The organism is Enterobacter sp. RIT418 (genome assembly GCF_003057745.1).
GTDB lineage: Bacteria > Pseudomonadota > Gammaproteobacteria > Enterobacterales > Enterobacteriaceae > Enterobacter.
In genome coordinates this window covers 193,432-205,951 of sequence record NZ_QBJD02000006.1, presented here as the reverse complement: position 1 = coordinate 205,951, position 12,520 = coordinate 193,432, and the positions used below count along the sequence as shown (strand labels likewise).

10 protein-coding genes and 2 tRNA genes are annotated in these 12,520 nt (G+C 53.4%); 11 read left to right on the top strand and 1 reads right to left on the bottom strand.

What is annotated here, in order from left to right:
• Positions 1 to 69 precede the first annotated feature (69 nt).
• Both secG and DBY73_RS09370 read left to right on the top strand, forming a co-directional pair.
• A complete protein-coding gene (gene secG / locus DBY73_RS09375; protein WP_023333590.1) occupies positions 70 to 402 on the top strand; it encodes a preprotein translocase subunit SecG in 333 nt (110 codons plus the stop codon).
• An 8-nt stretch (positions 403 to 410) separates the two neighbouring features.
• A tRNA-Leu gene (locus tag DBY73_RS09370) sits at positions 411 to 497 on the top strand.
• Positions 498 to 656: 159 nt separating this feature from the next.
• On the opposite strand, the gene argG is transcribed toward DBY73_RS09370, so the two are convergent.
• Positions 657 to 2,003 carry an argininosuccinate synthase gene (argG, locus tag DBY73_RS09365; protein WP_112010889.1) on the bottom strand — a complete coding sequence of 449 codons (1,347 nt, stop codon included), beginning with the start codon at positions 2,001 to 2,003 and terminating at the stop codon, positions 657 to 659.
• Positions 2,004 to 2,289: 286 nt separating this feature from the next.
• Here argG and DBY73_RS09360 point away from each other — a divergent pair.
• The 9 genes from DBY73_RS09360 to nlpI all read left to right on the top strand — a co-directional run bounded on the left by DBY73_RS09360 (position 2,290) and on the right by nlpI (position 12,499).
• Positions 2,290 to 2,366, top strand: a tRNA-Met gene (locus tag DBY73_RS09360).
• A 207-nt stretch (positions 2,367 to 2,573) separates the two neighbouring features.
• Positions 2,574 to 3,026 carry a ribosome maturation factor RimP gene (gene rimP / locus DBY73_RS09355; RefSeq protein WP_146745759.1) on the top strand — a complete coding sequence of 151 codons (453 nt, stop codon included), beginning with the start codon at positions 2,574 to 2,576 and terminating at the stop codon, positions 3,024 to 3,026.
• Positions 3,027 to 3,054: 28 nt separating this feature from the next.
• On the top strand, positions 3,055 to 4,557 hold the full coding sequence (gene nusA / locus DBY73_RS09350) for a transcription termination factor NusA (protein WP_112010887.1): 1,503 nt from the start codon (positions 3,055 to 3,057) through the stop codon (positions 4,555 to 4,557).
• Between the two features lie 24 nt (positions 4,558 to 4,581).
• Complete coding sequence (gene infB, locus DBY73_RS09345) at positions 4,582 to 7,269, top strand: translation initiation factor IF-2 (protein WP_112010886.1); 2,688 nt, start codon at positions 4,582 to 4,584, stop codon at positions 7,267 to 7,269.
• Positions 7,270 to 7,357: 88 nt separating this feature from the next.
• A complete protein-coding gene (gene rbfA, locus DBY73_RS09340; protein ID WP_112010885.1) occupies positions 7,358 to 7,762 on the top strand; it encodes a 30S ribosome-binding factor RbfA in 405 nt (134 codons plus the stop codon).
• The gene (gene truB / locus DBY73_RS09335; protein WP_112010884.1) at positions 7,762 to 8,706 is read left to right on the top strand and encodes a tRNA pseudouridine(55) synthase TruB; all 945 of its coding nucleotides are present in this window, start codon (positions 7,762 to 7,764) and stop codon (positions 8,704 to 8,706) included. Before rbfA ends, truB begins: the two co-directional genes overlap by 1 nt.
• Before the next feature lie 148 nt (positions 8,707 to 8,854).
• Positions 8,855 to 9,124 carry a 30S ribosomal protein S15 gene (gene rpsO / locus DBY73_RS09330; RefSeq protein WP_096755535.1) on the top strand — a complete coding sequence of 90 codons (270 nt, stop codon included), beginning with the start codon at positions 8,855 to 8,857 and terminating at the stop codon, positions 9,122 to 9,124.
• Between the two features lie 242 nt (positions 9,125 to 9,366).
• Positions 9,367 to 11,505, top strand: coding sequence for a polyribonucleotide nucleotidyltransferase (gene pnp / locus DBY73_RS09325; protein ID WP_112010883.1), 2,139 nt, complete (start codon positions 9,367 to 9,369; stop codon positions 11,503 to 11,505).
• 109 nt (positions 11,506 to 11,614) lie between these two features.
• Positions 11,615 to 12,499, top strand: coding sequence for a lipoprotein NlpI (nlpI, locus tag DBY73_RS09320; protein WP_112010882.1), 885 nt, complete (start codon positions 11,615 to 11,617; stop codon positions 12,497 to 12,499).
• Positions 12,500 to 12,520 lie beyond the last annotated feature (21 nt).

The following is a 12,520-nucleotide window of genomic DNA, read 5'->3' as shown; positions in this document are numbered from 1 at the left end:
GGAAACACGAAATCCTGCTAATTGGTCGAAGCATTGGTATGCGGCAAATCCGCAAGGAACAGGTTGATTATGTACGAAGCTCTTTTAGTTATTTTCCTTATTGTAGCCATCGCTCTCGTAGCGCTGATCATGCTGCAGCAAGGTAAAGGCGCTGATATGGGAGCCTCTTTCGGAGCAGGCGCTTCCGGTACGCTGTTTGGTTCAAGTGGTTCTGCGAACTTCATGACCCGCACAACGGCGATTCTGGCTACGCTGTTCTTCATCATCAGTCTGGTGCTTGGCAATATCAACAGCAACAAGACCAGCAAAGGAAGCGAGTGGGAAAATCTGAGCGCGCCAGCGAAAACTGAGCAAACTCAGCCAGCTGCACCGGCTAAGCCGACCAGCGATATCCCACACTAAGTATCTGTACCGAGGTGGTGGAATTGGTAGACACGCTACCTTGAGGTGGTAGTGCCCTAACGGGCTTGTGGGTTCGAGTCCCATCCTCGGTACCAATATTCCAGAAAAAAGACGTCGAAAGACGTCTTTTTTTTCGTCTGTATATGGTGTGTTTTCGATCTTTAGTAGGGGGGGTAGCGCTGCGCTTACCGGGCCTACGAAATACCCAATAAAAAAGGCGTCCATCGGACGCCTTTTACACTTCACATTAGCGATTACTTCTTATCGCTATGTTCCAGGTTTTCAACCTGCGGAAGGCCGTTACCGGAGCTGGCAGAGAGCAGGCCGTTTTCAACATAGTTGAAAAGCTTCTCACGGGTATCGGTGATGTCCAGGTTACGCATGGTCAGCTGGCCAATACGGTCATCCGGAGAAAATACTGAATCACCTTTCTCCATCGTCAGGCGCTCTGCCTTGTAGGTCAGGTTGTCCGACACCGTATTCAGAATGGAGTAGTCGTTACCGCGACGCAGTTCCAGCGTCACTTCACCGGTAATCGCGCTTGCCACCCAGCGCTGCAGCGCATCACGCAGCATCAGCGCCTGTGGATCGAACCAGCGGCCCTGATACAGCAGCTTGCCCAACTGGCGGCCGTGAGAGTGATACTGCTCGATGGTATCTTCGTTGTGAATACCGGTCAGCAGACGCTCGTAGGCAATGTGCAGGAGTGCCATTCCCGGGGCTTCGTAGATGCCGCGGCTCTTCGCTTCAATAATACGGTTTTCGATCTGGTCGCTCATGCCCAGACCGTGGCGGCCGCCGATGCGGTTAGCTTCCAGCATCAGTTCAACGTCGTCAGCGAAGGTTTTGCCGTTCAGCGCAACCGGGTGACCGCGTTCGAAACGCACGGTGACTTCTTCCGCCTGAATTTTGACGTTTTCATCCCAGAACTTCACGCCCATGATCGGGTTAACGATCTTCACGCTGGAGTTGAGGAACTCGAGATCTTTTGCCTCGTGCGTCGCACCCAGCATGTTGGAGTCCGTAGAGTACGCTTTCTCGACGGACATCTTGTAGTCGAAGCCGCAGGCAATCATAAATTCAGACATCTCATGACGGCCACCCAGCTCGTCGATGAAGTCAGTATCCAGCCACGGCTTGTAAATTTGCAGCTCGGCGTTGGTCAGCAGGCCGTAACGATAGAAACGTTCAATATCATTGCCTTTATAGGTGCTGCCGTCGCCCCAGATATTCACGCCATCTTCTTTCATTGCCGCAACCAGCATGGTGCCCGTTACCGCACGGCCCAGCGGCGTGGTGTTGAAATAGGTCAGGCCGCCGGTGGTGTTATGGAACGCACCGCACTGAATAGCCGCAATGCCTTCGGCAACCAGCTGCTTACGGCAATCAATCAAGCGCGCGTTCTCTGCGCCATACTCCATGGCACGACGAGGAATGGCGTCATAATCGTCCTCATCCGGCTGACCCAGGTTCGCAGTATATGCATAAGGAACCGCTCCCTTTTGGCGCATCCACAGCAGTGCAGCGCTGGTATCCAGGCCGCCAGAAAAAGCGATGCCAATACGTTGTCCAACCGGGAGATGCTTGAGAATCGTCGTCATAAATTAAAACCCTGCTTGATTGACTGATAAGAGACCGCTTTCGCTCTCGATGCATGTTTATGCAAAATAAGTGAGTATTCATTTAATCATCTTTTATCGATGACCGAAAGAGACTCGTGCGTTTTTTGTAAAAATTTCCCTCTGTTTACTCTCCCGGAAGTTGGGTTGACAGAGAGGGGGCACTATCAATATACTGAACGCCGATTTAACGTCCCGTCTTCGGTACCAAATCCCAGCATTATTTGCAAATTCTGACCAAAACGCGTAGAATTTGCCACGTTTCAGGCGCGGGGTGGAGCAGCCTGGTAGCTCGTCGGGCTCATAACCCGAAGGTCGTCGGTTCAAATCCGGCCCCCGCAACCACTTTCCCATTAAGTTCTTTTTCAAATATACTGTGAAGACGTTGAGCCTTCGTAGCTGGATTTGAAAAAATGCTTACGGAGAGTGCTCCAGGCCACAGTTGTGGCTATAGGGTTCAGTTATCTAAAGCCCCGATTTATCGGGGTTTTTTGTTATCTGACTACAGAATAACTGGGCTTTACGCCCTTTTTTTATGTCTTGGGGGTGGGCTTGTCCACATTAGAGCAAAAATTAACAGAGATGATTACTGCACCAGTCGAAGCACTGGGCTACGAACTGGTCGGCATCGAATTTGTTCGCGGCCGTACATCGACGCTGCGCATCTATATTGATAGTGAAGATGGCATCAATGTTGATGATTGTGCTGATGTTAGCCACCAGGTGAGTGCGGTTCTTGATGTTGAAGACCCAATTACCGTTGCGTACAACCTGGAAGTTTCCTCACCTGGCCTCGATCGTCCGATGTTCACGGCCGAGCACTATGTGCGCTTTACCGGTGAAGAAGTGGCTCTCGTTCTGCGTATGGCCGTACAGAACCGCCGTAAATGGCAGGGAATAATCAAAGCCGTTGATGGTGAAATGATCACGTTAACAGTCGAAGGCAAAGATGAAGTGTTCGCGCTGAGTAATATCCAGAAGGCGAACCTGGTTCCCCACTTTTAACAGTCTGGATTGAGGTGAAAAGCCCGCGATGAACAAAGAAATTTTGGCTGTTGTTGAAGCCGTCTCCAATGAGAAATCACTGCCGCGTGAGAAGATTTTCGAAGCGCTGGAAAGTGCACTGGCTACAGCAACCAAGAAAAAATATGAACAAGAGATCGATGTTCGCGTAGAAATCGATCGTAAAAGCGGTGACTTCGATACATTCCGTCGCTGGGTTATCGTAGAAGAAGTGACCCAGCCGACCAAAGAGATCACGTTGGAAGCAGCGCGTTTCGAAGACGAAAGCCTGAACGTTGGCGAGTACGTTGAAGATCAGATTGAATCTGTCACCTTTGACCGTATCACCACGCAGACCGCGAAACAGGTTATCGTTCAGAAAGTCCGTGAAGCCGAGCGCGCGCTGGTTGTCGATCAGTTCCGCGATCAGGAAGGCGAAATCGTCACCGGCGTGGTGAAAAAAGTGAACCGCGACAATATCTCTCTGGAACTGAAATCCGAAGGGATGCCGGGAAGCGCTGAAGCGGTGATTCAGCGTGAAGACATGCTGCCGCGTGAAAACTTCCGCCCGGGCGACCGTATTCGCGGCGTTCTGTATGCCGTTCGCCCTGAAGCGCGTGGTGCGCAGCTGTTCGTCACCCGTGCTAAACCCGAAATGCTGATTGAGCTCTTCCGTATCGAAGTACCGGAAATCGGCGAAGAAGTTATTGAAATCAAAGCGGCTGCGCGCGATCCAGGATCTCGTGCGAAAATCGCGGTGAAAACGAACGACAAGCGTATCGACCCGGTCGGTGCTTGCGTCGGTATGCGCGGTGCGCGCGTTCAGGCGGTTTCTACCGAGCTGGGCGGCGAGCGTATTGATATCGTTCTGTGGGACGATAACCCGGCGCAGTTTGTCATTAATGCAATGGCTCCAGCGGATGTAGCGTCTATCGTTGTTGACGAAGACAAGCACACCATGGACATCGCTGTTGAAGCGGGCAACCTGGCGCAGGCGATCGGCCGTAACGGTCAGAACGTACGTCTGGCGTCACAGCTGAGCGGCTGGGAACTCAACGTCATGACCGTTGACGACCTGCAGGCTAAGCATCAGGCGGAAGCCCATGCCGCGATTGATACCTTCACCAAATACCTGGACATTGACGAAGATTTCGCCACCGTTCTGGTTGAAGAAGGTTTCTCTACGCTGGAAGAACTGGCCTACGTGCCAATGAAAGAGCTGCTGGAAATTGACGGTCTGGATGAACCAACCGTTGAAGCCCTGCGTGAACGCGCTAAAAACGCACTGACCACCCTGGCGCTGGCTCAGGAAGAAAGCCTTGGCGATAACAAGCCGGCTGATGACCTGCTGAATCTGGAAGGTCTTGATCGTGCGATTGCGTTCAAGCTGGCTGCCCGTGGTGTTTGTACGCTGGAAGATCTCGCTGAGCAAGGCGTTGATGACCTGGCTGATATCGAAGGTTTAACCGACGAGAAAGCCGGCGAGCTCATCATGGCCGCACGTAATATTTGCTGGTTCGGCGACGAAGCGTAATAAACTGTAGCAGGAAGGAACAGCATGACTGATGTAACTGTAAAATCGCTGGCTGCTGAGATTCAGACCTCCGTGGACCGCCTGGTACAGCAATTTGCTGATGCAGGGATCCCGAAGTCCGCTGAAGACTCGGTGACCGCGCAAGAAAAACAAACCTTGTTAGCGCACCTGAACCGTGAACACGGTTCTACGCCTGACAAATTAACGCTGCAGCGCAAAACGCGCAGCACGTTAAATATCCCGGGTACCGGTGGAAAAAGTAAGTCGGTACAAATTGAAGTCCGCAAGACACGCACCTTTGTAAAACGTGATCCGCAAGAGGCAGAACGCCTTGCCGCGGAAGAGCAGGCACAGCGTGAAGCGGAAGAACAAGCTCAGCGTGAGGCAGAAGCAACTGCCAAGCGTGAAGCAGAATTAAAAGCTGAACGTGAGGCCGCAGAAAAAGCGAAACGCGATGCCGGTGATAAGGCGAAGCGTGACGCTGCGGAAAAAGACAAAGTGAGCAATCAACAGACCGACGAAATGACAAAAACCGCCCAGGCTGAAAAAGCCCGCCGTGAAAATGAAGCTGCCGAGCTGAAGCGTAAAGCGGAAGAAGAAGCACGCCGCAAGCTTGAAGAAGAAGCGCGTCGCGTCGCTGAAGAAGCGCGTCGTATGGCAGAAGAAAATGAGAAGAATGGCGTGAATACCGCTGAGCCGACTGAAGACACCAGCGATTACCACGTGACCACTTCTCAGCATGCCCGTCAGGCTGAAGACGACAACGACCGTGAAGTTGAAGGCGGCCGTGGCCGTACTCGCAGCACGAAAGCTGCGCGTCCAGCGAAAAAAGGCAACAAGCACGCTGAATCTAAAGCTGACCGTGAAGAAGCACGTGCGGCCGTTCGCGGTGGTAAAGGCGGTAAGCGTAAAGGTTCCGCTCTGCAGCAGGGCTTCCAGAAGCCAGCGCAGGCCGTTAACCGTGACGTTGTGATTGGCGAAACCATCACCGTTGGCGATCTGGCGAACAAGATGGCGGTTAAAGGTTCTCAGGTCATCAAAGCGATGATGAAACTGGGCGCAATGGCCACCATCAACCAGGTCATCGATCAGGAAACCGCGCAGCTGGTTGCCGAAGAGATGGGCCACAAGGTTATCCTGCGTCGTGAAAACGAGCTGGAAGAAGCGGTAATGAGCGACCGTGACACTGGCGCAGCGGCTGAACCGCGTGCACCGGTTGTGACCATCATGGGTCACGTTGACCACGGTAAAACGTCTCTGCTCGACTACATTCGTTCCACGAAAGTGGCATCCGGCGAAGCGGGTGGTATTACCCAGCACATTGGTGCATACCACGTAGAAACTGACAACGGCATGATCACCTTCCTGGATACCCCAGGCCACGCCGCGTTTACCTCTATGCGTGCTCGTGGTGCTCAGGCAACGGATATCGTTGTTCTGGTTGTTGCAGCAGACGACGGCGTGATGCCGCAGACCATCGAAGCTATCCAGCACGCGAAAGCGGCGCAGGTGCCTCTGGTTGTTGCAGTCAACAAAATTGATAAGCCAGAAGCCGATCTGGACCGCGTTAAAAACGAACTGTCTCAGTACGGCGTTATGCCGGAAGAGTGGGGCGGCGAAGCGCAGTTCATCCCTGTTTCTGCTAAAGCCGGTACCGGTATCGACGACCTTCTGAACGCCATCCTGCTGCAGGCTGAAGTTCTGGAGCTGAAAGCGGTGCGTAAAGGTATGGCGAGCGGTGCGGTTATCGAATCCTTCCTGGATAAAGGTCGTGGTCCGGTTGCAACCGTGCTGGTCCGTGAAGGTACGCTGAACAAAGGCGATATCGTTCTGTGTGGCTTCGAATATGGCCGCGTGCGTGCGATGCGTAACGAACTGGGTCAGGAAGTGCTGGAAGCGGGTCCATCCATTCCGGTGGAAATCCTCGGTCTGTCCGGCGTTCCGGCTGCTGGTGATGAAGTGACCGTCGTGCGTGACGAGAAGAAAGCGCGTGAAGTTGCACTGTACCGTCAGGGCAAATTCCGTGAAGTTAAACTGGCTCGCCAGCAGAAATCTAAGCTTGAGAACATGTTTGCGAACATGGCTGAAGGCGAAGTTCACGAAGTGAACATCGTTCTGAAAGCTGACGTTCAGGGTTCTGTGGAAGCGATCTCCGACTCCTTGCTGAAGCTGTCTACGGACGAAGTGAAAGTGAAGATCATCGGTTCCGGCGTAGGTGGTATCACCGAAACCGACGCCACCCTGGCTGCTGCGTCCAACGCGATTCTGGTTGGCTTCAACGTGCGTGCTGATGCCTCTGCTCGCCGCGTGATCGAAGCGGAAAGCCTGGATCTGCGTTACTACTCCGTCATCTATAACCTGATCGACGAAGTGAAAGCAGCGATGAGCGGCATGCTGTCTCCGGAACTGAAACAGCAGATCATTGGTCTGGCTGAAGTTCGTGACGTGTTCAAATCACCGAAATTTGGTGCGATTGCCGGCTGTATGGTTACCGAAGGCAACATCAAGCGTCACAACCCAATCCGCGTACTGCGTGACAACGTGGTTATCTACGAAGGCGAGCTGGAATCCCTGCGCCGCTTCAAAGATGACGTTAACGAAGTCCGTAACGGCATGGAATGTGGTATCGGCGTGAAGAACTACAACGACGTTCGCGTTGGCGATATGATCGAAGTGTTCGAAATCATTGAGATTCAACGCAGCATCGATTAATCCACGTTGTGGGCCGGGTTAGCGAAGCGCCACCCGGCAATCATTTCAAAAGGGGCCTTTAGCCCCTTTTTTGTCTGGAGAATTTATTATGGCGAAAGAATTTGGTCGCCCGCAGCGCGTGGCGCAAGAGATGCAAAAAGAAATTGCGCTCATCCTGCAGCGTGAAATCAAAGACCCACGCGTCGGCATGATGACGACGGTATCCGGCGTAGAAATGTCCCGTGACCTGGCCTACGCCAAGGTATTCGTGACGTTCCTGAACGATAAAGACGAAGAAGCCGTTAAAAACGGTATCAAAGCCCTGCAGGAAGCCTCCGGATTTATCCGCTCTCTGCTCGGTAAGGCGATGCGCCTGCGTATCGTGCCGGAACTGACCTTCTTCTACGACAACTCGCTGGTTGAAGGTATGCGTATGTCCAACCTGGTGACCAGCGTGGTGAAACATGACGATGAGCGTCGTGTTAACCCAGCGGACGACAGCAAGGAGGACTAATGAGTCGTCCTCGTCGTCGCGGTCGCGACGTGCACGGCGTGCTGCTGCTGGATAAACCCCAGGGTGCATCCAGCAACGACGTGCTGCAAAAAGTGAAGCGCATTTACAACGCCAACCGCGCGGGACACACCGGCGCGCTGGATCCGCTGGCGACGGGCATGCTGCCCGTCTGTCTGGGTGAGGCGACGAAGTTTTCCCAGTATCTGCTCGACTCCGATAAGCGCTACCGCGTTATCGCGAAGCTTGGCCAGCGCACGGATACGTCCGATGCTGACGGTCAGGTGGTCGAAGAGCGTCCGGTAACCTTCAGCGTGGAACAGCTCGACGCCGCGCTGGAAAGCTTCCGCGGAGATACGCAGCAGGTGCCGTCGATGTATTCGGCGCTGAAATACCAGGGCAAGAAGCTGTACGAATATGCGCGCCAGGGAATCGAGGTGCCGCGCGAAGCTCGCCCGATTACCGTATATGAGCTGCTCTTTATTCGCCACGAAGGTGATGAGCTTGAACTGGAGGTTCACTGTTCGAAAGGAACCTACATTCGCACCATCATCGATGACCTGGGCGAAAAGCTGGGCTGCGGCGCGCACGTGATTTACCTGCGCCGCCTGGCCGTCAGTAAATATCCGGTAGAGCGTATGGTCACGCTGGAGCATCTTCGTGAGCTGGTTGAACAGGCTGAAGAGCAAGGGATCGCGCCGGCCGATCTGCTGGACCCTTTACTGATGCCGATGGACAGTCCGGCAGCGGACTTTCCGATCGTTAATCTTCCTTTAACCTCGTCCGTGTACTTTAAGAACGGAAACCCGGTTCGCACCGCCGATGCGCCGCAAAACGGCCTCGTCCGCGTCACCGAAGGTGAGGACGGTAAGTTCATCGGGATGGGCGAAATGGACGGCGAGGGCCGCGTGGCACCGCGTCGTCTGGTAGTGGAGTATCCTGCTTAACGGCTCACCTTGCGGTAAGCAGGGGAGACGAGTAGAATATTGCCGCTTAACGTTCCGAAAATTGTTTAACAATCGACGGAGCGTGCACATTGGGAATGCTGAATTAGAGATCGGCATCCCTTCATTCTTATTACTTTGGAGTTTTAAAATGTCTCTAAGTACTGAAGCTACAGCTAAAATCGTTTCTGAGTTTGGTCGTGACGCGAACGACACCGGTTCTACCGATGTTCAGGTTGCTCTGCTGACTGCACAGATCAACCACCTGCAGGGTCACTTCTCTGAGCACAAAAAAGATCACCACAGCCGTCGTGGTCTGCTGCGCATGGTTTCCCAGCGTCGTAAACTGCTCGACTACCTGAAGCGTAAAGATGTTGCGCGCTACACCGCGCTGATCGAGCGTCTGGGTCTGCGTCGCTAAGTTTTGCGAGTTTCAGAAAAGGGGGCCTGATGGCCCCTTTTTTCAACCAGACGGCAGCAATTCAATGGAAACTATTGTATTGTTGCTATAAATGATCTTCATTGCAGAGGTTCGCGCGGCTAATGAGAGGCTTCACCCATGGGGGTGTTGGTTGTCATTAGTCGCGAGGATGCGAAGAAGATCGGGTTAAATCGTCAGCACACCGGTGGTGTGCTGTCATTCATTTAAGAAAGGACAGAATTTTGCTGAATCCGATCGTTCGTAAATTCCAGTATGGTCAGCACACCGTCACGCTGGAAACCGGCATGATGGCGCGTCAGGCGACCGCTGCCGTTATGGTAAGCATGGATGACACTGCGGTATTCGTTACCGTTGTTGGCCAGAAAAAAGCAAAACCAGGTCAGGACTTCTTCCCTCTGACCGTTAACTACCAGGAGCGTACCTACGCTGCCGGTAAAATCCCGGGTGGCTTCTTCCGTCGTGAAGGCCGTCCAAGCGAAGGCGAAACCCTGATCGCGCGTCTGATTGACCGCCCGGTTCGTCCGCTGTTCCCGGAAGGCTTCGTAAACGAAGTGCAGGTTATCGCAACCGTTGTTTCCGTTAACCCACAGGTTAACCCGGACATCGTGGCAATGATCGGTGCTTCTGCTGCTCTGTCACTGTCTGGTATCCCATTCAATGGCCCAATCGGTGCGGCGCGCGTAGGTTACATCAACGACCAGTACGTGCTGAACCCAACTCAGGAAGAGCTGAAAGAAAGTAAGCTGGACCTGGTGGTTGCCGGTACCGAAGCAGCTGTTCTGATGGTTGAATCCGAAGCTGAACTGCTGAGCGAAGACCAGATGCTGGGTGCCGTTGTCTTCGGCCACGAGCAGCAGCAGATCGTTATTCAGAACATTAACGACCTGGTGAAAGAAGCCGGTAAACCACGCTGGGACTGGCAGCCTGAAGCGGCAAACGATGCGCTGAACGCACGCGTTGCTGCACTGGCAGAATCTCGTCTGAGCGATGCGTACCGCATCACCGACAAACAGGAGCGTTACGCTCAGGTTGACGCGATCAAATCTGAAGTGACTGCAACCCTGGTTGCTGAAGATGAAGCGCTGGACGCTAACGAGATTGGCGAAATCCTGCACGCAATCGAGAAAAACGTTGTGCGTAGCCGCGTACTGTCCGGCGAGCCGCGTATCGATGGCCGTGAAAAAGACATGATCCGTGGTCTGGACGTACGTACTGGCGTACTGCCGCGTACTCACGGTTCTGCGCTGTTCACCCGTGGTGAAACGCAGGCGCTGGTTACCGCGACTCTGGGTACCGCACGTGACGCACAGAACATCGACGAACTGATGGGCGAGCGCACCGACAGCTTCCTGTTCCACTACAACTTCCCTCCGTATTCCGTAGGGGAAACCGGTATGGTTGGCTCGCCGAAGCGTCGTGAAATTGGTCACGGTCGTCTGGCGAAACGCGGCGTACTGGCCGTTATGCCGGAAGCTGATAAGTTCCCGTACACCGTACGTGTGGTGTCTGAAATCACCGAATCCAACGGTTCTTCATCAATGGCTTCCGTGTGCGGTGCTTCTCTGGCTCTGATGGACGCTGGCGTGCCAATCAAAGCCGCCGTTGCGGGTATCGCGATGGGTCTGGTGAAAGAAGGCGACAACTTCGTTGTTCTGTCTGACATCCTGGGCGATGAAGATCACCTGGGCGATATGGACTTCAAAGTGGCGGGTTCCCGCGACGGTATCTCTGCGCTGCAGATGGATATCAAAATTGAAGGTATCACCAAAGAGATCATGCAGGTTGCGCTGAACCAGGCTAAAGGTGCACGTCTGCACATCCTGGGCGTGATGGAACAGGCGATTAACGCGCCGCGTGGTGACATTTCCCAGTTCGCACCGCGTATCCACACCATTAAGATCAGCCCAGACAAGATCAAAGACGTTATCGGTAAGGGCGGTTCTGTGATCCGTGCGCTGACCGAAGAAACTGGCACTACCATCGAAATCGAAGATGACGGCACTGTGAAGATCGCAGCGACCGACGGCGAAAAAGCGAAATACGCTATCCGTCGTATCGAAGAGATCACCGCAGAAATCGAAGTGGGCCGTATCTACAATGGTAAAGTGACCCGTATCGTTGACTTTGGCGCGTTCGTTGCCATCGGTGGCGGTAAAGAAGGTCTGGTCCACATTTCTCAGATCGCTGACAAGCGTGTTGAGAAAGTGACCGATTACCTGCAGATGGGTCAGGAAGTTCCGGTTAAAGTTCTGGAAGTTGACCGCCAGGGCCGTATCCGTCTGAGCATCAAAGAAGCAACCGAGCAGACTCAGTCAGCTGCTGCGCCAGAAGCACCGGCCGCAGAACAGCAGGGCGAGTAAGTTGCCATTTGCCCTCTGCTTCGGCGGAGGGCCTATTATCAGGCAGGACGCCTTGTTAAGCCGCCGGGGGACAGGACGTTCATCCAATTGTTGTCTTCGGGAGTGGGAAATGAAGCCTTTTTTGCGCTGGTGTTTCGTTGCGACAGCTTTAACGCTGGCAGGATGCAGCAACTCTGCCTGGCGTAAGAGCGAAGTCCTCGCAGTGCCTTTGCAACCGACACTACAGCAGGAAGTGATTCTGGCACGCATGGAACAAATTCTTGCCAGTCGGGCTTTAACCGATGACGAACGCGCACAGCTTTTATATGAGCGCGGAGTGTTGTATGATAGTCTCGGTCTGAGGGCATTAGCGCGGAATGATTTCTCACAAGCGCTGGCAATTCGACCTGATATGCCTGAAGTATTCAATTACTTAGGCATTTATTTAACGCAGGCAGGCAATTTTGATGCTGCCTATGAAGCGTTTGATTCTGTACTTGAGCTTGATCCAACTTACAACTACGCGCACTTGAATCGCGGTATCGCATTGTACTACGGCGGTCGTGATAAGTTAGCGCAAGATGATCTGCTGGCGTTTTATCAAGACGATCCTAACGATCCTTTCCGCAGCCTGTGGCTTTATATCGTTGAGCAGAAGCTTAATGAGAAGCAGGCAAAAGAGGCACTGAAGCAGCGCTTCGACAAATCGGACAAGGAACAGTGGGGATGGAACATTGTCGAGTTCTACCTGGGGAACATTAGCGAAGCAACGCTGATGGAACGCCTCAAGGCGGACGCAACGGATAACACCTCGCTCGCTGAGCATCTCAGTGAAACCAACTTCTATTTAGGTAAGTACTACCTAAGTCTGGGGGATATGGACAGCGCCACGGCACTGTTCAAATTAGCGGTTGCTAACAACGTACACAACTTCGTTGAGCACCGTTATGCATTGTTGGAATTATCGCTCTTGGGCCAGGAGCAAGACGACCTGGCAGAATCGGACCAGCAATAGCTGACGACATAGACATCAGCC